This window comes from Massilia sp. Root418 (genome assembly GCF_001425265.1).
Lineage (GTDB): Bacteria > Pseudomonadota > Gammaproteobacteria > Burkholderiales > Burkholderiaceae_D > Rugamonas.
In genome coordinates, this window is the sequence record NZ_LMEC01000020.1 from 169,518 (window position 1) to 193,350 (window position 23,833).

Genomic DNA, 23,833 nt, shown 5'->3' on the forward strand with positions numbered 1-23,833 from the left:
CCTTCAGGATTCAAATCGGTGGATGCGGCGCGCGGCGCGGTTCAGGGCGGCGTTCATGGCTTGCGCCACCAGCGCGATCACCGCCACCGCCAGCAGCACCACGTCCATGCGGCCGGCCACTTCGCCGTTCAGCAGCAGCGAACCGATGCCGGGACCTGCAGCGAACAGCAGCTCGCCACCCATGCAGGCCAGCCAGGAAAAGGCCAGCGCATGCGTCAGCCCGGTAACGATGGCCGGCGTAGCGGCGGGCAGCAGCACCCGGCGGAAGGTCTGCCACTGTGTCAGGGTCAGCACCCGGCCCACTTCGCGCAGGCGCAGCTCCACGTTGCGTATGCCTTCACAGGTGTTGAGCGTGGTGGGATAGAAGGCGGCAATGGCCACCACGAGCAGCTTGGCCGCGTCGCCGCTGCCCACCCAAAGGCCGAGCAAGGGGATCAGCCCGAGCAGCGGCACCTGGCGGATGCTGTGGTACAGAGGACCGATCAGGCGTTCGGCCACGCGCGACTGCGCCATCAGCGTGCCTGTGGCGATGCCCACTGTACCGCCCAGCGCAATGCCGGCCAGCGTGCGGCCCAGGCTCACTTTCAGGTGCAGCCACAGCTCGCCCGATGCGAGCAGCTGCAGCAGGCTTTCCCACAGCTGTGGCAAGGGAACAAAGATGTAAGCAGCGCTCGCGCCTTGCCCGGAAGCCCATTGCCAGGCCGCCAGCAAGGCCACCGGCAGCAAAGCGCCTTTAATCAAAGTGATGGTCCTGGCCTGCATGGTCAGCCCTTCTTCCAGCGCGTCAGGCGCTGCTCGATGAGACGGAAGCTGCGGTCCAGCGTGAAGCCGATCACGCCGGTCAGCACCACGCCCACCATCACCACGTCCAGCCGGAACATCTGGCGGCCCATTTCCATCATCTGGCCAAGGCCGCTGTCGGCGGCCAGCAGCTCGGCGCCCACCAGCACCATCCAGGAACGCGACAGCGCAATGCGCACGCCGGTCAGCACGTCGGGCACGATGGCAGGCAGCGCGATGCGGCGGATCACGTTCCAGCGCGAGAAGCGGTACACGGCAGCCACTTCGAAATAGCGCGCCGGCAGGTTGCGGATGGCGTCGTGCGCGGCCAGCGCCACGATAAAAAAGGTGGCCTTGGCTACGATGAACACCTTGAAGCTTTCGCCTATGCCCAGCAGCAGGATAAACAGCGGGATCAGCGCCACCGTGGGCAACTGGCGCAGCACGTTGAAAGTGGGCTCGACGTAGGCCCGCAGCGGCTTGGAAAGCCCAAGCAGCACGCCCGCCGCAAGGCCCGCCGCACCGCCCAGCGAGAAGCCGGCGAACAGGCGGTACAGGCTCACACCCAGGTGGTCCGGCAGCTCGCCGGTTTGTGCCAGTTCGGCGGCAGTCAGCGCCACCTGCCAGGGCGACACCAGGATCTGCGGCGGCGCCCATTCCAGCGCGGTGGCGGCGGACCACAGCAGCAGGGCCAACACCGGCGCAGTCCAGGCCGACCAGCGCGCCGCCAACCAGCGGTCCACCAGGCCGGCGCGGCCCGCGGCTGCCCGCAGGGGGCGCTCAGATGCGGGCGGGGTATCGGCGGACGGCGGCGCGCCATGCTGAACGGCGTGCTGCGATACCTGCGGCGATACATGCTGCAATTTGTGCTGCGATACCTGCTGCGATACCTGCAGCGATATATGCTGCGCTGCTTCGCCCGGCGAAGCGTGCGCCTGCGGCGGCGTTTGCAAGGGCGGCGGCGGCCTGTATGTGGCGGCGATGGTCATGTACGCGCTCCTTCCTAGCGGGTCCAGTAGTCTTGCAATTGAAGCTGGGCCAGGCCCTGCTTCACGAACTGCGGCGCAAACAGCGCGTCCACCGGCAAAGGCCTGGCAATCAGGCCCGCCTGCCTGGCGTACTCCGCCTCGGCCGCGTAATGCGCGCGCACGGCGGGAGTAAACAGCGGCGACCAGCGGTCCTTCCACTGCGTGCCGTCACCCGCCAGTTCGCGCCGCACCACGTCCTCGCTCTGGCCGCCCAGCGATTCGGACTTGATGTAGTGCTCGCGGCCGGCATCGGCCGCAGCCGCCGCCCTGTGGTGCTCGCGCAGATACGCGGACACCACCAGTTGCGCCACCTGCGGATAGCGCTGCAGGAAAGCGCTGTCGCCCCATAGCTCGGCGCGCATTTTCCAGTCCTCCGGCGCCTTCTTGCTGGCCCAGATGATCTTGCCCACCTTCTTATCCTCCAGCACAAAGGCGTCGCTCAGTGTGAAGAACGCGTCCGCACCGCCGGTGGCCAGCGCAGCGGCGCCTGCCTGCGGGTTGAGGTTGAGGATCTTCACGTCGCTCAGCTTCAGGCCATTCGCCTGCAGCAGCCGCGCGAACGGATACTCCCACGGCCGCCCGCGATGCAGGGCGATGCGCTTGCCCTTCAGGTCACGGATCGAGCGCGCCGTGGAATTCGGCGGCACCACGAGATAGGTGTTGTTCAGGCTACCGCCCGGCAGCACCAGCCGCGTCTGCAGGCCGGAAGCGTTGGCGATGATGGACGGCAGGTCGCCGTAGTTGGCGAAGTCGATGCTCTTGCTGGCAAAAGCTTCGTTCACCTGGGCGGCCACCGAATTGGTGGTGACCGGCACCCATTCGAGACGTACACCGAGCTTGCCCAGCTCCGCTTCGAGCCAGCGGTCCTGCGCCACCTGGGCCGACGCGCCGGCGAAGACGGTCTTGCCGGCAGGCGCGGGCCGCGCCACGGCGGCAATGCGCACAGTCTCGGGCAGCCCTGCGCCCACGGCGGCCGTGGCCGGGCCCGACGCCTTGGCTGCTGCCGAAGCGACCTGCGACGCACCGGCCGCCCACGCCAGCCCGGCATGCGCGGCGCCGGGCATGGCTGCGCAAACCAGCCCGCAAACCGCAGCCGCCAGCAAATCGGCAAGCGCAGCGCGCGCGCCGCGCTTGCGTCCGAGGGTCAGTGACGTCGTCATCGCAGCTCCTTACAGATCGCTGGCTGGCAGCAGGGACAATTCGCGCGCAGTCTCGATCAGATTGCTCATCTTCCATTGCTGCAGCAGCACGCCCGGCCCGAAGTCGCGCGAGCCGCCGATGGCCTCGGCCTGTATCTGGATCTTGGCACCCTCCTCCAGCAGCAAAATGAATTCGGCCAGCTTCAGCAGGCCCTGCTTGCCCCACACCGTGGCCCCGCCGTTCGCTTCCAGGATTGCGGTGGAGTGCGCATTTTTCGCGATCAGGCCCAGGATGAAGTCCACCTCCGGCTGGCGGCGGTCGATATAGATGGGGATCTCGCGGATCAGCTGGAAGCGCTGCACGGGCACGTAGCGGATCGGCAGGGTGCGGTGGGTTTGCGCCCAGGCGCCCAGCGCCGGCGAGTGCACGTGCGAGATGGACGTCACTTCCGGGCGCTCATTGAACAGCTTCAGGTAGCGGCCACCGCCACCGCCCGCACCTGAATAGACGTTGCCATCGAGCCCAATGACGGACGCCGTCAGCGGCTGCCCCTTGCGGAACGGGCCCGGGTCGTTGACCACCACCACCTTGTCCTCGCCGGGAATGCGCTCGACGAACCCCACCGTACCGTTGGCGGTAAGGCTGCCGGTTTCGCGCAGCGCGTTGAACGCAAGTTGCGCGTCCTTGCGGACCTGCTCCACGAACTCCTGTACCTGCACGCTCAGTTGCGCTTGTGCTGCCAGTGCTTCAGTCATTGCATTTCTCCCTGCGGGTTGGTCATGCCTCTACTTTCGCAAGACGCGTGCCAGCCGAAAGCGCGCCTGGCAGCGACGGCGCTGCGCGCCGCGTAGCAGCCGCTGTTGATATCGCAGCAGCGCCGGCGGCCACTGTCGCCCCGGCAGCAAGGCGGAGGCGCGGTGCGCGGGCATGCTTCCTGCAATCCCTGCAAGCGGCCGCATGGCGGACCGACCCACCCACCACTACAAGGACAAACATGAGCGCTATCGAGAAACAAGCCAAACCCGTCGAAACGGTTTGGTTCACCCGTTGTCCCGTACCTACGGCCACGGGCCTGGCATACAAGCTGGGATGGCTGGACGAAGAATTCGCGCGCGACGGCATCAAGCTGCAAACGCTGCAGGAAGTCGGCGGCGAGCTGGCGCGCCACCACTACGACCACCAGCTGGAAACACTGGTGCGCGAAGGCGGCAACCTGCTGGCTCTGCCGGCGCGGGCGCAAGGCGCGCCGACCCGGCTGATCGGCCTGACCTGGATCGACGAGTGGCAGTCCATCCTCGTGCGGCCGGGTTCGGGCATCACCCGGCCGGAACACCTGAAAGGCAAGCGCCTGGCGCTGCCCGCCTTCCGCAGCGACGACTTGCAGAACAACCGGCGCGGCCGCAGCATCGCGCGCGGCATGAGCCTCGCAGGCTACAAGGGCGCGCTGGCGTCGGCCGGGCTGACCCTGGACGACGTGCAGCTGGTGGAACTGGGACAGAACAGCCCCGCCGAATACCGCAACCTGGGCACCAACCTGTGGGAAGGCATTTCGCCGCTGCTGCTGGGTGAAGTGGACGCGGTATATGTGAAGGGCGCGGCGGCAGCCGATGCGGCGCGCGAGGCCGGCGTGGTCGTCGGGATCGACCTGGACAAGCTGGAACGCCGCTACCGGGTGAACAACGGCACACCGCGTCCCATCACCGTGCATGAGGACTTCCTGCGCGACCAGTTCGAACTGGTGGTGCGCTTCCTCGCGCAGACCCTGCGCGCAGCCGAGTGGGCCAAGAGCCACAAGGACGAGGTGCTGCAGATACTGCAGGGGGAGACGCGCGCAGGCGGCAAAGGCGTGGCGGAGGCCTACCGCGATGGCTTCCACCTGGCGCTGGCGCCAGATCTGTCCGATGAGAAGGTGGAGCTGTTCCGGCAGCAGAAGCACTTCCAGCTGGTGCACGGCTTCCTGGACCGGGACGTGGATGTCGATGCGTGGATAGACCGCAGGCCGCTGGAGGAGGCGCAGCGGCGCCTGGCGGAAAGCGTGCGCGTGGCGGCCTGACGGAGAGCGGCGGGTTACGCTCCGCTAACCCGCCCTGCGATGTGCGTGCGGCGGCGGGCGTAACCCGCCATGCCCGAGCCGTCAGAGTTGCGCAGTATAAGACAGCCCGAAGGTGCGGCGCGCGCCCCAGTACACCGTATCGCCATTCACCGTGCCCGGCACGAAGCTGGTCAGCGTGTGGTTCTTGTAGATCTTGTCGCCCACATTGTTCACATACGCGCTGAAGGTGTGCTTCCCGCCCGGCAGCGTGTAGGACAGGCGCGCATTGCCGATGCCGTAGCCACCCTGGTTCAGCAGGCCGCGCGCATCGGTCTGCGGGTCCACGTAGTAGAACTGCTTGGTGGTGTAGCGCCAGTCGCCGCTGAGCACCAGCTTGCCGCTGGCCACCGGCAACTGGTAGTCGGCCTGCAGCAGCGCGGTGCCGTGCGGCGAACGGACAAACTCGTTGCCCGAGCGGTTGCCGCCGTTGTTCTGGATGTTGAACTCGTCGAACTCGGTGCGCAGGATGCCGATGTTGGCGTTGATGTGCAGCTCGTCCACCGGCTGCAGCTCCAGCTCAAACTCGGCGCCGTTCACATGGGCCTTGCTCACGTTCTGCAGATAATTCACGCTCTGCGTCGGATCGCCGTTGTAGATGCCGGTGATATTGACCTGCACGTTCTTGTAGTTGTAGCGGAACAGGTTGGCGTTGAAATTGAGCTTGTTGTCCCACCATTCGGATTTCAGGCCCAGTTCAAAGGAATTCAGCGTTTCCGGCGCCACCGTGTTCAGCGCCCGCACGTCGGTGGCGCTGGTGTTGTAGCCGCCCGACTTGATGCCGTGCGCGGCCTTGAAGTAGGCGCGCGCGGTGGAACTGATCTTGTACTCGGGCGTGAAGTCCCAGGTCAGCGCGTGCCAGGTGGTCGATGGGGTCGACTCAAAGTTGTTGTTGGCGACCGCCGCGGCGCCGTAGTTGGCGCCGCTGACCGTATTCCACCAGTTGTCCACGCTGCCGAATTGCGGCGTGCCGGCCGCGGCCTGCCGGCGGCGCAGGTTCAGGTCCTTGGTTTCCGTGGTCCAGCGCAGCCCCAGGATGGCGCGCAGCTGTTCGCTGAACGTGGCCGTGGCGCTACCGAACACCGCGAAGCTGCGCGCCTCGTGGCTGTAGACCGTGCTGTTGTAGCCCACGGGCTGGGTGCTGCCCGCCAGCGCCGGTGCGGCGCCGTTCGGCAGGCGCGCCGAAGCTGAATCCGAGTCGATCTTCTCGTTGAAGTAAAACAGGCCCGCCACCCAACTCACCTTGTCCTCCTGCGGCGACGCCAGGCGCAGCTCCTGCGACCACTGGCGGCTCTTGGCCGCGCTGTGGCTGCGGCTGATCTCCAGCGGCGTATTGTCGCCATCGCCCAGGCTTTCGGTGCGGTAGTTTTCAAAGCCGGTGATGGAGTTGAGCGCGTACGGGCCGAGCTGGTATTCCAGCGCCAGTTGCCCGCCGCCCTGCTTCACCGAGCTGTTGGCCGGCGCATTGGCGCTCACGTCGTCCGGATTGGTGCTGGGGATGTAGCCGTTGCGGTACACGCCGTTGGCGCCGTAACTGGCTACGGTAGTGATGGTGCCGTCGGTCTTGTAGTCGCGGTAGTGCACGTTCAGGTTGGCGCTCAGGTCCTTGCCGAGCAGCGCTTTCAGCTGGCCGCGCACGGCGCTGTCGCGCAGCGCGCCATCCTTGCGGCCGGTGAACAGGTTGTTGAAGCGGCCCTCGCCCTGGTCTTCGCTGTGGAAGGACAGGCGCCCTGCGAGCACGTCCTCCACCAAGCCGCCGCCCACGGCGCCTTCCACCAGCTTGTTGTCGTAGCGGCTGTAGTCGGCCTTCAGGTAGCCGCTGTTGCGGAAGCTGGGCTTTTTCGAAATAACGTTGATGGCGCCCCCGGTCGTGTTCTTGCCCCACAAGGTCCCCTGCGGGCCGCGCAGCACTTCCACCCGGTCCAGGTCGAACAGCGGGAAGCCGGTGGCGGATGAATTGCTGATATAGACGTCGTCAAGGTAGAAGCCGACCGGATTGGGAAAGTCGATCTGCTGCTGGCCGGCGCCCACGCCGCGTATCCACCAGCGCGGACGGCCGTGCTGCTGCGTGCCGGCAGAGGCATTCGGCACGAAGTTCAAAATCTCGGAGGCGGAGCGGCCCACGCCGTCCGCCAGCAGCTCTTTACCGCCAAGGACAGTGATGGAGCTGGGAACCGACTGCGCCTTCTCCTCGCGCTTCTGCGCGGTGACGGTGACGGTTTGCAGCGCGCCCAGGTCTCCCACCACGTAAGGGACGCTGGCGGCAGCGGCGGCGGCTCCTTCGGCCTGCTCTTCCGCCTGCGCCAGACCGGCGAAGGCGCCGCCGCTCAGGGCGATGGCGAAAACCGCCCGCAGTTCGCGGCTGATGGCGGTGCGTTTGAATCGGCTTGCTGGCGATTGCTGGGGATGCATGAGACTTCCTTTGTAATGAGTAAGGGGTAAGTTACTCATTGCAAGCGCCATGCCTGCCTGATACCGGGAAAGTAAGCCTTGTGGAATAAGGCTTACTTTAAAATGGAAGAAGATGGTGATTTTTGAACACCCAGGCCGCGCATGCTGCCTGGGCGACACTGCTGCTTTTCAGCCCACAGCGCGCAGCGCTTGCGGCTGCGCATGGCCGCGCACCAGCGGCAGGACCTCTTCACCGACGCGGTAGGCTTCTTCCAGGTGCGGCGTGCTGGAAAGGATGAAGGCGTCGGCGCCCAGCTGCACCAGTTCGTCCAGCCGTTCCGCCACCTGCTGGTAGCTGCCGACGATGCCTTGCGTCTGCCCGCCGCGCAGCAGGTTGAAGCCGGACCACACGTTGGGTTCGATGATCAGGTCGCGGTAGCTGTTCAGCGTGGTGGGCAGGTTGGAACGCTGGCGCGCCGCGCCCACCGAGTCGCCCTGCGGAGCGAGGAACTGCTTCAGCGTTTCCGCGTCTACGCGCTCGAAGCCCTTGCGCACCTCGTCCCAGGCCTCTTCCTCGGTGGCGCGTGCGACGATGTCGACCCGCACTGCGCACTTGATCTTGCGGCCCAGCAGGTCGGTCTTCTCTTTCACGCGACTGAATTTCTCGCGCAGCGCGGCGAAAGGCTCCAGCCATGTCAGGTAGTAGTCCGCGTGCTTGGAGGCCGATACCAGTGCGGCGTCCGACGAGCCGGAGAAGTAGATTTCCGGGAATTCCTCTTTCGACAGCGGGTCGGGCAGGCCACCGTGTTCCAGCTGGTAGAACTTGCCCTGGTAGGAGAACGGGCCGCCATGCCACACGCCGCGCACGATGTCGAGGAACTCGGTGGTGCGGCGGTAGCGGTCGTCGTGGCCGGCGGAATCGCCCCACCACAGCTGCGCCGGGCCGCCACCGCCGGTAATGACGTTGTACAGCGCACGGCCGCCCGTGGCGCGCTGCAGGCTGGCCGTCATGCGCGCAGCGGCAACCGGATTGAGGAAGCCGGGCTGGAACGGAATCATGAAGCGGAACGTCTCGGTCTCTCGCGCCAGCAGCGCCGAGATGGCCCACGGTTCGTCGGTCATGGGGAAGGAAGGAATCAGGCCGCCGTGGAAGCCCGACACTTCGGCCGCGTGCGCGATCTCGGCAAGGTAGTCGATGTAGGTGTAGCCGCCCGCATGCTCGAGGTGGGCGTTGCCGGCCAGCGTGTCGCCACGGTACGGCGTGCGGCTGCGGTGCGAGCCTGGTTCGCCGTGGGTGGGAAGGCGCCAGAAGAAGTCAACAGTCATGGTGTGCTCCGGAATGGGAAATAGGGTTAGGCAGCGTGTGCGGCTTGTGTGGCCCCGCGCTGGACGGCGAGCCGCTCGCGCAGCGCCGGCAGGACGTTTTCGCCGAAGCGGTAGGCTTCTTCGAGGTGAGGCACGGCCGAAAGCAGGAAGCTGGACACGCCGGCGGCGGCATATTCGGCCAGGCCGTCCGTTACCTGCTCGAAGCTGCCCACCAGCACCGCGTCCGCCCCGGAAGCCGCGGCGGAGCCGGAGCCGGTGCCGCCGATCTGGCGCTGGTGGATTGCAGCGTCGCGCCGGGCCTCGGCTTCGGTTTCGCGGGCGAGCACGCTGACGCGCAAGCCGATCGCGACCTGGCGGCCGGCCGCTGCGGCCAGCGCGGCGAGGCGCGCGGCCTGTTCGCGCAGCACGTCGGGCGGCGCCGCGTCCAGCACGTGCACGTCCGCCTGGCGTGCGGACAACGCAAGCGCTTCCTCGGTGGCGCCGGACAGATACACCCTGGGCACGGGATTGTTGGCCAGCGTGCCGCGGAAGCCGCCCTCGCCCACTTCGAAGAACCTGCCCTTGAAATTGAACGGCGCCGTGGTCAACACGCCGCGCGCCACCGTCAGGAATTCGTCGATGCGCGGCAGCACATCGGCGTCTTCCGCGTAGTCGGCATGGCGGCGGCGTTCCTCGGCGGCGCCGCCAGGGGCAATCTGCCAGGCCAGCCGGCCGCCCGTGAAACGCTGGAAGCTGGCCGCGTTCTTGGCGGCATAGACGGCCGAACCCCATGCGGCCTCGAACTCGGCCACCAGCTTGATGCGCCGCGTGCCGCGCGCCACGTAGCCCGCCACGATCCAGGCTTCTTCGCCCTGCAGGTCATGGCTGATGCGCACGCCGTCGAAGCCGGACAGCTCTGCCGCGCGGGCCACCTGGTGCAGATAGTCGTAATAGTTGAAGCGCCTGCCGCGCGGGTCGGACACGCCGTCGCTGTATGGCGAACCTGACAGGGCGTCGCGTTCGCCGCGCCGCGCGCGGGCGGCTTCGCCGTAGCGGCCATCGCCGCCGGTGGGCAGTTGCCAGATGAATTCAATGGTCATGTGTTCAGCTCCTCGTGAGTTGTGGTGTCAGCCACCTACTCAACGCAGAAACCGTGCCATGCCGGGGGCGCGCCCGGCGCTCCTTTCCCTGCTGCGCCGTCGACAGGCTGCTGATTGCGCAGCAGCCCATGCTGGCGAAACTACAGCACGCCCGCCTTCTTCAGGTAGGTGCGCATGATGTTGCGGCTGATGTTGAGCCGCTTGGACGCGCGTACCTGGTTGCGCTCCGCGCTCTCGAACGCAGCCAGGGCAAGCTCCTGCTGCAGCGCTTCAAACTCGATGTTCTCTCCCGAAGCCAGCAATGCGCGCCAGGCGGTGTGGAAGCGCGCTGCCGCCGTATCGGGCACCGCTGCCGGCGCAGGCGCCGCACCCAGGGCACGGATGCCGGCGGCGGCGTAAGGCTGCGCCGGAGCAGCGCAGGCCGGCGGATAGTCCGGCCGCACCTCCGGGGCCGGCTCCTGGCGCGCCCAGCCCCGCAGGCTCAGGTCATGGGCCGTGACGGCGCCGTCGTGGCTGACCAGCAGCGCGCGGTGGATCACGTTCTCCAGTTCGCGGATATTGCCCGGCCACGGATAGTCCAGCAAGGCGCGCTCGGCGTCCGGCGTGATCGACACGTCCGCCAGATGCAGGCGGCGCGCGTAGATCTGCAGGAAGTGGCGGGTGAGCGGCATGATGTCGCCCGGCCGCTCGCGCAAGGGCCGCAACGGCAGCGAGATCACCTGCAAGCGGTAATACAGGTCCTCCCGGAAGCGCCCCGCCCGCACGGCTTCGGCCAGGTCCACATTGGTGGCGGCGATCAGGCGCACGTCGATCGGTATCGCCTTGCGCGCGCCCAGGCGCACCACTTCGCGTTCCTGCAGCACCCGCAGCAGCTTGACCTGCATCGGCAGCGGCAAGTCGCCTATCTCGTCCAGGAACAGGGTGCCCCCGCGCGCAGTCTCGAACCAGCCCGCCTTGGCCTGGTGGGCGCCGGTGAAGGCGCCGCGTTCGTAGCCGAACAATTCGCTCTCGATCAGCGTTTCCAGGAAGGCGCCGCAGTTCACGGCCACAAAGCTGGCGTCGCGCCGGCTGCTATGGGCGTGCACGTGGCGCGCTATCAGCTCCTTGCCGGTGCCGGTTTCCCCGGTGATCAGCACCGTCGCTTCGCTGGGCGCGATGCGCTCTATCAGCTGGTGCAGCTCGCGCGAACGCGGGTCGGCGAAGACGAAGGCCGTGGCGCGCACCAGCAAGCTCATTTTCTGGGCTTCCCGGAAGGCGACCAGCGGTTCGCCGTCGCTTTCCGCCCCCTTGGCAAAGTGGGCGCTGCGCGCGAATTCGGATGTGAAGTGGTTGGCTAGTAGTTCCATGAAACGACTATAGCGCGCTGCCTAAGCCTAGTGAACGAATAGTGCCACGCTTGCTTATCCGGTTTTCACATATCCGGCAGCGTCGGCCGCGGCGGTTTCCCGCTGCGCGGCGGCGTAGGCGCCATACAGCTTGGCGTAGGCGCCCCCCTGCGCGATCAGGCTGGCGTGGTCTCCCGTCTCGGCCAGTTCGCCGTTCCAGATCACCGCGATCCGGTCCGCATCCCGTATGGTGGCCAGCCGGTGCGCGATGATGATGGCTGTGCGGCCCTGGCACAGCCGCCGCAGCGCGGCCTGGATGCGGCGCTCGGTATGCAGGTCAACCGCAGAAGTGGCTTCGTCCAGCACCAGCACGGCGGGATTGGCCAGATAGGCGCGCACCAGGCACACCAGCTGCCGCTGGCCGTGGCTGAGGAAGCCGCCCAGCGGCCCGACCTCGGTATGGTAGCCCCGGGGCAGGCGTTCGAGCACCTCGTCCGCACCGAGTTCGCGCACGGCGGCCACCAGTGCGCCGTCGCTGGCGTCCGGCGCGGCCAGCCGCAGGTTATCGAGCACGCTGCCCGAGAACAGCACGTTGTCCTGCAGGACCACGCCTATCACCTTGCGCAATTCCTGCTGGCGGTAGTGGCGCACGTCCACGCCGTCCACCAGCACCGCGCCGGACTGCACTTCGTACAGGCGCGCCAGCAGCTGCACCAGCGTGCTCTTGCCGTGCCCCGTGGGGCCGACGATGGCCAGCACCTGCCCGGCCGGGATATGCAGCTGCAGGGACCGGATGACCGGCCGGGCACCCGCAGGATCATAGGAAAAGCCGACGTTGGCGAATTCCACCTCGCCGCGGCGCGCAGGCTGCCGCGGCGCGGGCGGATCGGTGATTTCGGGCTCCGTGTCGAGCAGCAGGAAGATGCGCTGCGCCGATGCCGCACCGGACGAATAGCGCTCGAACAGGTCATTCAGCTCCTGCAGCGGGCCAAGGAACAGGTGCACGTAGAACAGGCTTTGCGCCAGCTGGCCCACCGTCATGCTGCCGTCGGCGATACCGAAGCCGCCCGCCACCAGCAAAAGGCCCATGCCCAGGGTGCTGAGCACCTGCGTAAGCGGCAGGAACCAGCTGGAGCGGATATTGCCGCTCACCAGGGTCTGGTTGAAATGGCGCAGCAAGCCAAGGTAGCGCAGCGCATTGCTGTCCTCGCGCACCAGCTGCTTGATCAGCCGCACGCCGGACACCGTCTCCACCAGGTGCGCCGTGAAGCGGGCGCGGGCCTCGGCCACGCGGGCCCAGTTCTGCTGCGAGATACGTTTGAACAGCCAGGTAAATCCCGCCAGCAGCGGCACCACGGCGGCCAGCGCGGCGAACAGGCGCGGCGAAATCAGCCACAGCGCCACGCCCGCCACCAGGCAGCGCAGCAGCGCCGACAGCAGCTCCGGCGGGCCCTGGATCAGCAGCGGCTCCAGCGCGTCGACGTCGCGGTCGGCGCGCGAGATGATGCGGCCGGCCTTGGTCTGGTCGAAATAGCGCACGCTGAGCGACTGCACGTGCGCGTACACCCGCACCCGCAGGGCGTTCAGGATATGGATGGCCGCCCCGCCCGCGAAATACTGGGACAGGCCGGACAACAGGAAGCGCAGCACCCAGCTCAAGGCCAGCCCGGCCGCCATCCAGGCCAGCAGCGTGGTATCAAGCATGACCCCGGCCACACTCCTGATGAAACCGTGATCGATCACCTCCCGCAGGAACCAGGGACGCAGGAAGATCACGCCCACCAGCAGCACTTCCAGCGCGATGACGGCAGCAATGCGGGCGCGCACCTGGCGCAGCAGCGGCAGCAGCCGCCAGAACATGCTGCGGTCGAGCGCCTTGCGCGCCAGGGCCTGTTCCAGTTCGATGTCGCTCAGGGCGGTCTGCCCGCGCAGGCTATTGGCCATCGCCGCCTCCCAGCAGTTCCCGGTAGCCCGCATGGGACGCCATCAGTACTTCGTGCGTGCCCTCCGCCGCAATGCAGCCGCCGGCCAGCATGGCCACCCGATCGGCGAGCAGGATGGTGGACAGCTTGCTGGCCACCATCAGCACCGTCACGGGATAATCCCCGCTGGCGTGCAGCTTGCGGATATTGTCCAGTACCCGGCGTTCGGTCAGCGCATCGAGCGCGCTGGTGGCGTCGTCCAGCACCAGGATGGCCGGCCGCGCCAGCAGTGCGCGGGCCAGGCAGATGCGCTGCCGCTGGCCGCCGGACAGCGTAACGCCTCGCTCGCCCAGCCGGGTTTGCAGGCCGTGCTCCAGGCCCTGCACCACTTCAGAGGCGGAAGCCCAGGCCAGCGCCTGTTCCAGTTCCGCGTCAGTGGCGCCGGGCCGTGCCAGGCGCAGGTTGGCGGCCAGCGTGTCCGAGAACAGGAAGCTCTCCTGCGGCACCACGTGGACCTTATGGCGCAGCTGCCACAGGTCCAGGCCGCGCACGTCGCGCCAGCCGGCCCAAGGGGAGCCTATGCGCACCGAGCCCTGGTCCGGCTCCAGCAGGCGTGGCAGCAATCCGGCCAGCGTGCTCTTGCCGGAACCGGTGGCGCCCACCAGTGCCACCACTTCGCCCGGCGCCAGTTCGAAATCGCACCCCGACAGGATGGCGGTGCTGCCGCCCGGCGCCGCGATGTCCACGCCGGCCAGGCGCAGGCCCAGCGCGCCGTCCGGCACCGGCTGCTGCGCGGGGGCGTTGACGGCGGCCCCACCGATACCGGGCCGCTCGTCCAGCAGTTCCCATATGCGGCCGGCCGAAGAGCGCGCGTCGGCGAAGATCTGCATCACGCGTCCCACGCCCTCGATGCGGAACACCAGCGTGTTCGCCACCAGCAGCGCGGCCACGATCTCGCCGACGTTCATGTGCCCCTGCTGCACCAGATGGGCGCCGTAGCCCAGTATCCAGACATGGCCCAGGGCCACCACCGCCTGCGGCAGCGGGATATGCGACGCCGAATACACCAGCGCCTGGCGCGCCAGACGGACAAATTCATCCACGTGCGCATTGAACACGGCAATGCGGCGCTGTTCCAGGCCAAAGCCTTTGATGACGCGCACACCGTTCACGCCTTCGCTCAGTTCCTGGTTCACCTTGTCGTACGCGGCGCCGGCAGCGCGGTCCAGGTGCACCAGCGTCCCGGTCTGCGCCACGAAGATGCCGATGCCCGCCAGCGTGAGCAGCAGCGGCGGCAGGCCGAGCCAGGGGCTGTACCAGCACAGCAGGCCGATGGAGGCGGCCACCACCAGTGCCGTTTCGAACACCTGGCGCCAGAAGCTGATGAGCGCATCGCGCACCTTGTCGGCGTCGCGCGTGGTGCGGGTCACCAGTTCGCCGACGCCGTGCCGCCAGTGGTAGGCCAGGTCGAGGCGCTGCACCTGCTGGAGGATGCGCTGGCGCAGGATGGTGAGCAGTTCCTGGCCGATGATGAGCGCCATCACGCCGCCGCCGTATTGCAGCACCGCGCGCGCTGCGGCAACGGCCAGCAAGGCGAACAGCCAGTAGCGGGCCAGCGACCAGTCCAGCGTGCCGTCGGGCAGGCGCTGCACGGCGCGGCCGCTTTCCACGTCGTGCACCGCGCGGCCCACCAGCCATTGCTGCCATGCGAGGCTGAGGTTGACGACGGTGAACAGCGCGGCGGTGAGCGCAAAGCGCCACGGCATCAGGCGGTAGAGGGCGAGGCAGCGCAACAGCGGCTGGCTGACGTTGGATGGCTTGGTCACTATGCTTTCCCGGTACGGAATGAGTTGGAACACCCTTCTCCGCACGATCCGTGCCAGCGGCAGCGGCCGGGGTTCGCGCGCTTTCGGGCCGGCCATGGCGCGCCGGATGCACTTGCCTGTGCAAAAGCCAGCAGCGCTGTGCGATTTTCAGCAGTGCCGGTTCAGTGCCGGTTGATTTCTGCGGCGCGCAGGCGGTAGCATGGCGGCATGACGATTCCTTTCCCTTCCCTGGCCGTGCTGGCCGAAGCTGCATTCCATAACGAACGCGTGGCGGCGCGCCGCCTGGCCGCCGGCACGGGGCTGGACGAAACGCAGGCGCTGCTGCGCATCCTGGTGCAGTCGGCGGCAACCGCCGGCCATGGCGGGCACGCGGTCCAGGTGGCGCAGGCGGCGGCAGGGACGCGGGTGGCGGAAGCGCCGCAAGCGGCGCAGGCCGACCTCGCGGAGGCGGGCCTGGCGGGCCTGCACGCGCTGCTGGCGGCCCGGGCAAAGCAGAAACAGCAAGACGCGGAGCGCCGCGCGGCCAAGCTGCTGGCCCGCGCCGCCAGGCTGGCGGACAGGCAGGCGCGCTTGGCGCCGCAGGCCGGGGCCTGGCAGGCATGGTTCGACGGCTCGGCGCACCCGAATCCGGGCCGCCTGGGCATCGGCGCGTTGCTGCTGGGGCCCGCCGGCGAACGCGTGGAAATCAGCCGCCGCGCGGGCCACGGCAACAGCGGCGAGGCGGAATACCTGGCGCTGGAAGCCTTGCTGGAAGCGGCCCTCGCGGCGCGCCCGCCGGTGCTGGCGATTTATGGCGACAGCCAGGTGGTGATCGGCGACGTGGCGCCCGCTGCACGCGGCGGACCCGGCGCGAAAGGACTGGAGCAGCACCGCGAGCGGGTGCTGGCCTTGCTGGGGGAAATGGAAGAATCGGGCCGGGTGACGCTGCACTGGGTGCCGCGCCACCGCAACGGCGAGGCGGACCGCCTGTCGCAACAGGCGATCGCCTCCTGGCCTGGGGATGGCTAACGCAGCCAGCGCGGCTAGCGCAGCGCGAGCTTGCTGCCACCCTTCACGCGGCGCGCGGATGCCGCGCCGGCATAAGCGCGGCCTGCGGACGCATCCGCCGCACCGCCCACCTGGAACACGCTCACCACCTGCGCCAGCTGCGCCGCCTGCTGCTGCATGGACTCGGCGGCAGCGGCGGACTGCTCCACCAGTGCGGCATTCTGCTGCGTAACCTGATCCATCTCGCCGATGGCCTTGTACACCTCATCGATGCCCGCGCTCTGCTCCTTGCTGGCGGTAGTGATCTCGGTAATGATGGTGCTCACCCGGTGCACGCTGTCCACGATGTCCTGCATGGTCGCGCCGGCGTCGGCCACCAGCTTGCTGCCCTGGTTAACCTTGTCCACCGAATCGCCGATCAGTTCCTTGATTTCCTTGGCGGCAGCCGCCGAGCGCTGCGCCAGCGTGCGCACCTCGCTGGCCACCACGGCAAAGCCGCGGCCCTGCTCACCGGCGCGCGCCGCTTCCACTGCCGCGTTCAGGGCCAGGATATTGGTCTGGAAGGCGATGCCGTCGATGACCGAGATGATGTCCACGATCTTGCGCGAGGCGGCGTTGATGGCGTCCATCGTGCCCACCACCTCGGACACCACGGCCCCGCCCTTCACCGCCACGTCGGCCGCCGCGTCGGCCAGCGCATTGGCCTGGCGCGCGTTGCCGGCGTTGTTCTTCACGGTGGCGGTCAGCTCTTCCATGGAGGCCGCCGTCTCTTCCAGCGAGCCTGCCTGCTGCTCGGTGCGGGACGAAAGGTCCTGGTTGCCCGCCGCGATTTCGCTGGACGAGGTTTCAATCTGCGCCGTGCCGCTGCGCACCTGCATCACGATGTTGAGCAGCGCGCCGTTCATGTCCTGCAAGGCCTGCAGCAGCTGGCCGGTTTCGTCGCTGCCGCTCACGGTGATGCGGCCCGTCAGGTCGCCGCCGGCCACGCGCCGCGCCGCCGCCACCGCCTGGCACAGCGGCCGGGTGATGCCCACGGTGAGCAGCCAGGAGCACACCACGCCGAACACCAGCACCAAGGCCGTTAGCGCTATCAACAGGGAACGGCTGGCGTCGGCGCCACGCTCGATTTCCAGCCCGATCGCGTCGATCTTGCTGCGCTGGCGCTGCAGCAGCTCGGCCATCAAGCCCTGGTACGCGGCGGCGCCGGGTGCAAACACGTTCTTGAAATGCGCTTCCGCCTCCTCCAGCGCGCCTGCGGCCTTCAGCTTGGTCACCTTGTCGCGCGAGGCCAGATAGATCTTGCGCTGCTCGCCGATGCGGGCGAACAGCTCTTTCTCGTCGTCGTCGATCAGCGCTTCGATCTTCTTCTGCAGCTCGGCCGAGACGGCGCTGGATTTTTTCGCCTCATCGGCGAAGTAGTCCACCAGCGACGGATCGCTGCTGCGCACAATGGCCGTGGTGCGGCGGATCGCGCTGTCGATCTTGCTCGACCAGTCGCTCACCATGCGCTCTTTCGCCAGCGGCACTTCCATCATGGCCTTGGTGGCGCTGGCCACGCCGTGCAGGCGCCAGATGGCGACACCGGTGATGGTGACCGACAGGGCCAGGATGACGGCGAAGCCCAGCGCCAGGCGCTTGCCGATGCTGATATTGGACAGGATACTCACGCCGGCGCTCAAGCTGCGAGGGCCGTGTCGAGCAGGCCCATGTCGGCGCTCGTCATCAGGCGGTCGATGTCCACCAGGATCAGCATGCGCTCATCGATGGTGCCCAGGCCGACGATGTACTCGGTGTTGAGCGTGGAGGTGATCTCCGGCGCCGGCTTGACCTGCTCCGGGGTCAGGATGGTCACGTCCGACACGCTGTCGACCACCATGCCCACCACGCGGTGGCCGATGTTCAGGATGATGACGACGGTGAACTGGTTGTAGGTCGGCTCACCCACGTTGAACTTGATGCGCATGTCCACGATCGGCACGATCAGGCCGCGCAGGTTGATCACGCCCTTGACGAATTCGGGCGCGCTGGCGATGCGGGTCGGGGCCTCGTAGCTGCGGATCTCGCTGACTTTCTGGATATCGATGCCGTACTCCTCCTGGCCCAGGGTAAAGGCGAGGTATTCGGCGGCGGCCGCGACGTTGGCGGCATTGGTGGCGTCGGTGGACATGGTTTCCCTCTCAAAAGATCTATAATGTTACCGCAAGTCAAGACTTGGCGCAGCAAATAAATGCACCAGAGCAATATCCAGGGTGCAGAACACTATGGCCTTCTTGTCAATTCAATGCCACAATCACAGGGATAGGCAGCACCGCAGGCAGCACCCGTCCGAGGAGAAGAATGAATACGTTGTTAAGCAGCTGGCATCCGCGCCTGGTGGCGCTGGCCACCGCGGCCGCAGAGGATGACGGCGCCCACGATACCAACCATTTGCACCGCGTGTGGCGCAACGCCACGCTGCTGATGGACGACTACCCGGAAGCGGACGCGCTGGTGGTGCTGGCGGCCTGCTACCTGCACGACCTGGTGAACCTGCCCAAGAATTCGCCGGACCGCCACCTGGCCTCGCGCCAGGCAGCACGGCTGGCCAGCCGCCAGCTGGCCGAGCTGGGCTTCCCGCCCGAGAAGCTGGCCGCCACCGCGCATGCGATCGAAACCCACAGTTTCTCGGCCGGCATCAAGCCGGAAACCATCGAGGCCAAGATCGTGCAGGACGCCGACCGGCTCGACGCGCTGGGCGCAGTCGGCCTGGCACGCATGTTCTACACCGCCGGCCGCATGGGCTGCGCCCTGGCCCACGCGGAAGACCCGATGGCGCTGCACCGCGAGTTGGACGACAAGGCCTATTCGCTCGACCATATCGACGTGAAGCTGGCCACCCTGCCGGGCAAGATGCAGACCGCCGCCGGCCGCCGCCTGGGGCAAAGCCGCCTGGCCGAGCTGGTCGCCTTCCGCGACAGCTTCATCGCCGAATGGGCCGCCAGCCCCGCCACGCCGTAGCACAGACTTCAGCCAGCCACAGTCCCATGACCAGCAAAAGCGAAAACGCCAGCGAAACCGCCCCCCTGTCCACCGCCTCCAACGGCAACCTCAAATTCGTACTGGTGTGCGTCTTCATCGACATGCTGGGCATCGGCCTGGTGGTGCCGGTGCTGCCCATCCTGGTGGGCGAATTCGTCCACACGCGGGACGCGCAGGCGCTGTGGTACGGCATCATGGGCGCCGTGTTCGGGCTGATGCAGTTCCTCTGCATGCCCATGCTAGGCGCGGTCAGCGACCGCGTGGGGCGGCGCCCGGTGCTGCTCTATTCCATGGCCGGCATGTGCATCAACTTCCTGTCCACTGCCTGGGCCCCCAACCTGGCCTGCATGTTCATCGGCCGCGTGATCGGCGGCGCCTCGTCGGCCAGCATGTCGGTGGCCTCGGCCTACGCGTCCGACATTTCCACCCACGAGAACCGCGCCAAGAGCTTCGGCAAGATCGGCGCGGCCTTCGGCCTGGGTTTCATCGCCGGTCCGATGCTGGGCGGCCTGCTGGGCAGCATCGACCTGCACCTGCCGTTCTACGTGGCGGCGGCGCTGTCGGCGGCCAATTTCATCTACGGCTATTTCTTCGTGCCGGAATCGCTGCCGGAATCGCGCCGCTCCAGGTTCAAGCTCACCCGCGTCAACCCGCTGGACGGCCTGTTCAAGCTGGCCCGGCGCGAGGATATCCGCGGCCTGATCGTCGCCTTCGCACTGATGACCTGCGCGCAGATGATGCTGCAGTCGACTTGGGTGCTGTACACCCACTTCCGCTTCAACTGGAGCCCCGGCCAGAATGGCGCCGCGCTGTTCTGCGTGGGCATGGCGGCCGCCGTGGTGCAGGCCGGGCTGCTGGGCGTGTTCATCAAATGGTTCGGCGAAGTGCGCCTGACACTGATCGGCCTGGCCTCGGGCTGCATCACCTACACGCTGTACGGCCTGGCCACGCAAGGCTGGATGATGTACCTCTTCATCTGCTGCAACCTGATGGCGTTCGCCGCCGGACCGGCGCTGCAAGGCATCATCTCCAAGTCCACCGACGCCGGGCAGCAGGGGGAGCTGATGGGTTCCCTGCAGTCCATCAGCAGCATCGGCATCATCTTCATGCCGCTGCTGGGCAGCGCCATCCTGGGCGAAGTGAGCCACCTGCCGGCAAACGACTGGCGCATCGGCAGCACTTTCTTCGTCTGCGCGGCCATGCAGGCGGTCGCCATCCTGGTGGCGCGCCACTACTTCCGCACGCACCGGGTGCAGCAGCAAGCCGGCACGGCGGTGCAGCCATGAGGCTGGGCAGGGCCGCCACCGGCCTGCCTGCGCCGCTGCGGGCTGCCAAGCTGGCTGCGCTGCTGCCTGCGCTATTGCCTGCGCTGCTGCTGGCCGGGCCGGCCGGCGCGCAATGCTCGCGCGCGATCGCCGTGCCGGTGGCGCCTATTGGCGTCAGCATCATCGTCCAGGGCGGCACGGTGTCCGGCATCTATCCGGACGTGCTGCGCACCGCCAGCCAGAAAGCCGGTTGCCAGCTGGTGTTCACCGGCGTACCGCGCGCGCGCCAGGAGGTACTGTTCGAAATGGGCAAGGCGGACCTGCTGGTTCCCGCCACCCGCACCACGGCGCGCGACCAGGCCGGCACCTTCATTCCACTCATCGGCCACCGCGCCACGCTGATATCGCTTGCCGGCCCGCGCCCGGCGCTCGCCAGCGCGCAAGAGTTGCTGGAGCGGCGCGAGCTGCGCGTGGCGGTAGTGCGCGGCTTCGACTACGGCGAACATTACCAGGCGCTGGTCAAGGAATTGGCCAAGCAGGGCCGCCTGTTCCAGGAAGTGGACTCGGTGGCCGTGGCCCGGCTGATGCAGGCGGGGACCATTGACATCACCATCATGGGACCGACCACGCTGGCAGGCGCCGTGATGCACGACACCCGCCTGGCGGGGCTGCTGGACAAGCTGAGGATCGAGCCGATACCGGAACTGCCGTGGAGCACCAGCGGAATCTATGTGTCACGCCGCTCGCTCAAGCCGGAGGACCAGGCCGTCATGCTGGACATGGTGGAGCGCATTGCCAAGTCCAACGCCGTGATGGAAGGCTTCCAGCGCGTGCACCGGCCCGACATCCTCGCTGAAAGCGTGCGGCCGCGCTGAGCGCGCCGCCTGCGCTGGCGCCTGCCATGTCCGGAGCGGTCGTCGCCGTCATCCTGCTTGCCGCGCTGCTGCACGCGGGCTGGAACGCCCTCGTCAAAGCCGGCAAGGACGCCTTCCTCACCTCGGTGCTGGTGGCATCGGGTGCCGCGCTGATCTCGCTGGCGGCGCTGCCCTGGCTGCCGGCGCCGGAGCCGGCCAGCTGGCCCATGCTGTGCGCCACCGTCGTGCTGCACTACTTTTACTACGGCCTGATGTCCGCCGCCTACCGGCACGGCGACATGAGCCTGGCCTACCCGCTGATGCGCGGCAGCGCGCCGCTGCTGGTGGCCATCGCCAGCGCGCCCCTGCTGGGCGAGCATCTCAGCACCCTGCAGTACGCGGCCGTGGCCTGCATCAGCGCCGGCATCTTCAGCATGGCCCTCGCGCACGGACGCCGGGAGCCGGCCGCCGCCGGTGCCAGCGGCCCTTCCTCCCCTGCCTCCCCTGCCACCCCGGTCACCGCGCCGCGCCACGGCCGCGCGGTGGCCTACGCCCTGCTGAACGCCGGCATCATCGCCTGCTATACGCTGGTGGACGGCGTAGGCGCGCGGCGCTCGGAAGCGCCGGTGGCCTACACAATGTGGCTGTTCGTCTTCACGGCCGCCGGCCTGCTGGCCTGGACCTTGCTGCGGCGGCGCATCGAATTCCGGGCGTATGCCGCTGCGCACTGGCGCGTGGCGGCGCTGGGCGGCGCCGGCACGCTGGGCGCCTACGCCCTGTCGCTGTGGGCCATGACGCAGGCGCCGGTGGCGGCCGTGGCGGCGCTGCGCGAAACCGCCATCCTGTTCGCCGCCGCCATCGCCGTGTTTTTCCTGCGCGAGAAAATCAGTCCAAGGCGCTACGCCGCCATCGCCCTCATCGCCAGCGGCGCGGCGCTGATGCGCTACGCCTGACGCGGCCCGTTCAGTACGGGCTGGCCGTGGGCCGCACCACGATTTCGCTCACGTCCACGTCCGCCGGCTGCTCGATGGCGAACAGGATGGCGCGCGCAATCGCGTCCGCCCCGATGGCCACCTTGCGGAACTCCTTCATTTCGGCCCGGCCCTGTTCATCCGAAATGCTGTCGGCCAGCTCGGACTCGGTCACGCCCGGCGACACCAGCGTCACCCGGATATCGCCGCCGACCTCCTGCCGCAAGCCCTCTGTAATGGCAGCCACCGCGAACTTGGTGGCGCAGTACACCGCCGCTGTCGGGCTCACCGTGTAGGCGCCGATGGAAGCGATGTTGATGATCTGCCCCGAACGCCGCACCTGCATCAGCGGCAGCACGGCCGCGATACCATACAGGACACCGCGCACGTTCACGTCCAGCATGCGGTCCCACTCCTTGAGCTTGAGCGCGTCCAGGCGCGACAGCGGCATCACGCCCGCGTTGTTGATCATCACATCCACGCGGCCGTGCCGCTTGTGCGCGGCCAGCACAAAGGTCTGCACGTCGTCCGCGTCCGTCACATCCAAGCCACGGAACTCGGCCGAGCCGCCCGCCGCGCGGATCTGTGCCGCCAGCAGCTCCAGCCGGTCGGTGCGGCGCGCGCCCAGCACCACGTGCATGCCGTGCTGCGCCAGCAGGCGCGCCGCCGCCTCGCCGATGCCGCTGCTGGCACCGGTAATAAGGACCACTTTCTGATGTTCGTCCAGCGTCATGATGTGCCCTCCCGAGCCGTTATCGATGGACTGCAGTGTAAAGATGCGCGGCCGCGCGGTGAATGCCGGAATATCCAGACCTCTTGCCTGATTCTCCAATCCTTGCGACGAACGATACAAAAAAACAGCATAATGCATGCACGAATCTACTAAACAGAGGACAAGCATGTCGAGCTCGCAACAACGCATGATGGCGCTTTTGAACCGTCTCGCGCCTTCGGAAGGCGCCACCCTGTCCGCGCTGGACGGGGTGAAATTCATGCGCGTCAACCGCCCCGTGCCGCGCACGCCGGTGCTGTACGAGCCGTGCATCGTCATCGTCTGCTCCGGACGCAAGCGCGGCTACCTGGGCGGGCAATCCTACGTGTACGATGCGCAGCAGTTCCTGGTGATGTCGGTGCCGCTGCCATTCGAGGGCGAAACCGAGGTGGCCACCGAGGCCGAGCCGATGCTGGCCGTCTCCATCCGCATCGACCTGCAGATGGCGGCGGAGCTGATGCTGGCGGTGGAGCAGTCCGGCACCGCCATCGCGGCCGAGCCGAAGGGCATCATCTCCACGCCGATGGAGCCGAAACTGTGCGACGCCGTGCTGCGCCTGCTGGAGGCGCTGACGTCACCGCTGGAGACGCAGCTGCTGGCGCCCAGCGTCATGCGCGAGATCCTGTACCGCGTGCTCACCGGCGTGCAAGGCGGCTCGCTGCGCGCCGCGCTGGCGCACCAGAGCCACTTCGGCAAGATAGGCAAGGCGCTGCGCCGCATCCACGCGGACGTAAGCAGCCAGATCGACGTGGCCACGCTGGCCGGCGAGGCCGGCATGAGCGTGGCGGCTTTCCACGCCAACTTCAAGGCCGTGACGCAAACCTCGCCCATCCAGTATCTGAAGAGCACCCGGCTGCACAAGGCGCGTCTGCTGATGGTGCAGGACGGCCTGAGCGCGGCCACCGCCTCGGCACGGGTGGGTTATGAAAGCAGCTCGCAGTTCAGCCGCGAGTTCAAGCGCTTCTTCGGCCGCACGCCCGCCGACGAAGCGCGCGAAATGCGCACGCTCCTGAGCCAGGTGCCGGCCGAGCGCGGAGCGCCCTACATCACCGTGCAGTAA

Annotated in this window: 20 protein-coding genes; 7 read left to right on the plus strand and 13 right to left on the minus strand. The window is 67.7% G+C overall.

Annotated features, from left to right (window positions below; all coding sequences use genetic code 11):
* Nucleotides 1-3: 3 nt before the first annotated feature.
* From ASC94_RS13285 to ASC94_RS13300, 4 genes are read right to left on the minus strand one after another with little or no spacing between them, the layout of a single operon-like run.
* Nucleotides 4-762: an ABC transporter permease gene (locus ASC94_RS13285; protein ID WP_082616499.1), complete on the minus strand. Its 759-nt coding sequence runs from the start codon at nt 760-762 to the stop codon at nt 4-6.
* Between the two features lie 2 nt (nt 763-764).
* The gene (locus tag ASC94_RS13290) at nt 765-1,769 is read right to left on the minus strand and encodes an ABC transporter permease (protein WP_082616500.1); all 1,005 of its coding nucleotides are present in this window, start codon (nt 1,767-1,769) and stop codon (nt 765-767) included.
* A 14-nt stretch (nt 1,770-1,783) separates the two neighbouring features.
* Entirely contained in the window at nt 1,784-2,968 is a 1,185-nt protein-coding gene (locus tag ASC94_RS13295) for an ABC transporter substrate-binding protein (RefSeq protein ID WP_229417261.1), read from the minus strand.
* Between the two features lie 9 nt (nt 2,969-2,977).
* Nucleotides 2,978-3,703, minus strand: a complete 726-nt coding sequence (locus ASC94_RS13300; protein WP_056395304.1) for a class II aldolase/adducin family protein — start codon at nt 3,701-3,703, stop codon at nt 2,978-2,980.
* A 239-nt stretch (nt 3,704-3,942) separates the two neighbouring features.
* On the opposite strand from ASC94_RS13300, the gene ASC94_RS13305 reads away from it, so the two are divergent.
* Nucleotides 3,943-5,001, plus strand: a complete 1,059-nt coding sequence (locus tag ASC94_RS13305; RefSeq protein WP_056395307.1) for an ABC transporter substrate-binding protein — start codon at nt 3,943-3,945, stop codon at nt 4,999-5,001.
* An 81-nt stretch (nt 5,002-5,082) separates the two neighbouring features.
* On the opposite strand, the gene ASC94_RS13310 is transcribed toward ASC94_RS13305, so the two are convergent.
* The 6 genes from ASC94_RS13310 to ASC94_RS13335 all read right to left on the minus strand — a co-directional run bounded on the left by ASC94_RS13310 (nt 5,083) and on the right by ASC94_RS13335 (nt 14,906).
* Nucleotides 5,083-7,449, minus strand: coding sequence for a TonB-dependent receptor (locus ASC94_RS13310; RefSeq protein WP_056395310.1), 2,367 nt, complete (start codon nt 7,447-7,449; stop codon nt 5,083-5,085).
* 168 nt (nt 7,450-7,617) lie between these two features.
* Nucleotides 7,618-8,754, minus strand: a complete 1,137-nt coding sequence (locus ASC94_RS13315; protein ID WP_056395313.1) for an LLM class flavin-dependent oxidoreductase — start codon at nt 8,752-8,754, stop codon at nt 7,618-7,620.
* Nucleotides 8,755-8,780: 26 nt separating this feature from the next.
* On the minus strand, nt 8,781-9,833 hold the full coding sequence (locus tag ASC94_RS13320) for an LLM class flavin-dependent oxidoreductase (protein WP_056395315.1): 1,053 nt from the start codon (nt 9,831-9,833) through the stop codon (nt 8,781-8,783).
* 140 nt (nt 9,834-9,973) lie between these two features.
* Nucleotides 9,974-11,179 (minus strand): sigma-54-dependent Fis family transcriptional regulator, encoded by a 1,206-nt coding sequence (locus tag ASC94_RS13325; protein ID WP_082616501.1) that lies wholly within the window; start codon nt 11,177-11,179, stop codon nt 9,974-9,976.
* Nucleotides 11,180-11,233: 54 nt separating this feature from the next.
* Nucleotides 11,234-13,102, minus strand: coding sequence for an ABC transporter ATP-binding protein (locus ASC94_RS13330; RefSeq protein WP_056395320.1), 1,869 nt, complete (start codon nt 13,100-13,102; stop codon nt 11,234-11,236).
* Nucleotides 13,092-14,906, minus strand: a complete 1,815-nt coding sequence (locus ASC94_RS13335) for an ABC transporter ATP-binding protein (RefSeq protein ID WP_200955683.1) — start codon at nt 14,904-14,906, stop codon at nt 13,092-13,094. Before ASC94_RS13335 ends, ASC94_RS13330 begins: the two co-directional genes overlap by 11 nt.
* Before the next feature lie 207 nt (nt 14,907-15,113).
* Here ASC94_RS13335 and ASC94_RS13340 point away from each other — a divergent pair, with 207 nt between their 5' ends.
* The gene (locus ASC94_RS13340) at nt 15,114-15,914 is read left to right on the plus strand and encodes a reverse transcriptase-like protein (protein ID WP_056395323.1); all 801 of its coding nucleotides are present in this window, start codon (nt 15,114-15,116) and stop codon (nt 15,912-15,914) included.
* A gap of 14 nt (nt 15,915-15,928) precedes the next feature.
* Here the strand turns inward: ASC94_RS13340 and ASC94_RS13345 are convergent, their stop codons facing one another.
* Both ASC94_RS13345 and ASC94_RS13350 read right to left on the minus strand, forming a co-directional pair.
* Entirely contained in the window at nt 15,929-17,560 is a 1,632-nt protein-coding gene (locus ASC94_RS13345; protein ID WP_056397818.1) for a methyl-accepting chemotaxis protein, read from the minus strand.
* A gap of 8 nt (nt 17,561-17,568) precedes the next feature.
* Nucleotides 17,569-18,060: a chemotaxis protein CheW gene (locus tag ASC94_RS13350; RefSeq protein ID WP_056395325.1), complete on the minus strand. Its 492-nt coding sequence runs from the start codon at nt 18,058-18,060 to the stop codon at nt 17,569-17,571.
* Between the two features lie 170 nt (nt 18,061-18,230).
* Between ASC94_RS13350 and ASC94_RS13355 the strand changes: the two genes are divergently transcribed.
* Genes ASC94_RS13355 through ASC94_RS13370 form a run of 4 tightly spaced genes read left to right on the plus strand, consistent with a single transcriptional unit; the run spans nt 18,231 to nt 21,983 of the window.
* Nucleotides 18,231-18,890 (plus strand): HD domain-containing protein, encoded by a 660-nt coding sequence (locus ASC94_RS13355; RefSeq protein WP_056395329.1) that lies wholly within the window; start codon nt 18,231-18,233, stop codon nt 18,888-18,890.
* Nucleotides 18,891-18,916: 26 nt separating this feature from the next.
* A complete protein-coding gene (locus tag ASC94_RS13360; protein ID WP_056395332.1) occupies nt 18,917-20,197 on the plus strand; it encodes a TCR/Tet family MFS transporter in 1,281 nt (426 codons plus the stop codon).
* Nucleotides 20,194-21,051, plus strand: a complete 858-nt coding sequence (locus ASC94_RS13365) for a transporter substrate-binding domain-containing protein (RefSeq protein WP_229417262.1) — start codon at nt 20,194-20,196, stop codon at nt 21,049-21,051. Before ASC94_RS13360 ends, ASC94_RS13365 begins: the two co-directional genes overlap by 4 nt.
* A 26-nt stretch (nt 21,052-21,077) precedes the next feature.
* A complete protein-coding gene (locus ASC94_RS13370) occupies nt 21,078-21,983 on the plus strand; it encodes an EamA family transporter (RefSeq protein ID WP_056395334.1) in 906 nt (301 codons plus the stop codon).
* A 10-nt stretch (nt 21,984-21,993) separates the two neighbouring features.
* Here the strand turns inward: ASC94_RS13370 and ASC94_RS13375 are convergent, their stop codons facing one another.
* Nucleotides 21,994-22,734, minus strand: a complete 741-nt coding sequence (locus ASC94_RS13375) for an SDR family oxidoreductase (protein WP_056395337.1) — start codon at nt 22,732-22,734, stop codon at nt 21,994-21,996.
* A 166-nt stretch (nt 22,735-22,900) separates the two neighbouring features.
* On the opposite strand from ASC94_RS13375, the gene ASC94_RS13380 reads away from it, so the two are divergent.
* Nucleotides 22,901-23,833, plus strand: coding sequence for an AraC family transcriptional regulator (locus ASC94_RS13380; protein ID WP_162251424.1), 933 nt, complete (start codon nt 22,901-22,903; stop codon nt 23,831-23,833).

Bases quoted from the DNA above. Each gene is read 5' to 3' on its own strand.
- ASC94_RS13285 (WP_082616499.1), bottom strand. From the start codon at position 762: ATGCAGGCCAGGACCATCACTTTGATTAAAGGCGCTTTGCTGCCGGTG.
- ASC94_RS13290 (WP_082616500.1), bottom strand. From the start codon at position 1,769: ATGACCATCGCCGCCACATACAGGCCGCCGCCGCCCTTGCAAACGCCG.
- ASC94_RS13295 (WP_229417261.1), bottom strand. From the start codon at position 2,968: ATGACGACGTCACTGACCCTCGGACGCAAGCGCGGCGCGCGCGCTGCG.
- ASC94_RS13300 (WP_056395304.1), bottom strand. From the start codon at position 3,703: ATGACTGAAGCACTGGCAGCACAAGCGCAACTGAGCGTGCAGGTACAG.
- ASC94_RS13305 (WP_056395307.1), top strand. From the start codon at position 3,943: ATGAGCGCTATCGAGAAACAAGCCAAACCCGTCGAAACGGTTTGGTTC.
- ASC94_RS13310 (WP_056395310.1), bottom strand. From the start codon at position 7,449: ATGCATCCCCAGCAATCGCCAGCAAGCCGATTCAAACGCACCGCCATC.
- ASC94_RS13315 (WP_056395313.1), bottom strand. From the start codon at position 8,754: ATGACTGTTGACTTCTTCTGGCGCCTTCCCACCCACGGCGAACCAGGC.
- ASC94_RS13320 (WP_056395315.1), bottom strand. From the start codon at position 9,833: ATGACCATTGAATTCATCTGGCAACTGCCCACCGGCGGCGATGGCCGC.
- ASC94_RS13325 (WP_082616501.1), bottom strand. From the start codon at position 11,179: ATGGAACTACTAGCCAACCACTTCACATCCGAATTCGCGCGCAGCGCC.
- ASC94_RS13330 (WP_056395320.1), bottom strand. From the start codon at position 13,102: ATGGCCAATAGCCTGCGCGGGCAGACCGCCCTGAGCGACATCGAACTG.
- ASC94_RS13340 (WP_056395323.1), top strand. From the start codon at position 15,114: ATGACGATTCCTTTCCCTTCCCTGGCCGTGCTGGCCGAAGCTGCATTC.
- ASC94_RS13350 (WP_056395325.1), bottom strand. From the start codon at position 18,060: ATGTCCACCGACGCCACCAATGCCGCCAACGTCGCGGCCGCCGCCGAA.
- ASC94_RS13355 (WP_056395329.1), top strand. From the start codon at position 18,231: ATGAATACGTTGTTAAGCAGCTGGCATCCGCGCCTGGTGGCGCTGGCC.
- ASC94_RS13360 (WP_056395332.1), top strand. From the start codon at position 18,917: ATGACCAGCAAAAGCGAAAACGCCAGCGAAACCGCCCCCCTGTCCACC.
- ASC94_RS13365 (WP_229417262.1), top strand. From the start codon at position 20,194: ATGAGGCTGGGCAGGGCCGCCACCGGCCTGCCTGCGCCGCTGCGGGCT.
- ASC94_RS13370 (WP_056395334.1), top strand. From the start codon at position 21,078: ATGTCCGGAGCGGTCGTCGCCGTCATCCTGCTTGCCGCGCTGCTGCAC.
- ASC94_RS13375 (WP_056395337.1), bottom strand. From the start codon at position 22,734: ATGACGCTGGACGAACATCAGAAAGTGGTCCTTATTACCGGTGCCAGC.
- ASC94_RS13380 (WP_162251424.1), top strand. From the start codon at position 22,901: ATGTCGAGCTCGCAACAACGCATGATGGCGCTTTTGAACCGTCTCGCG.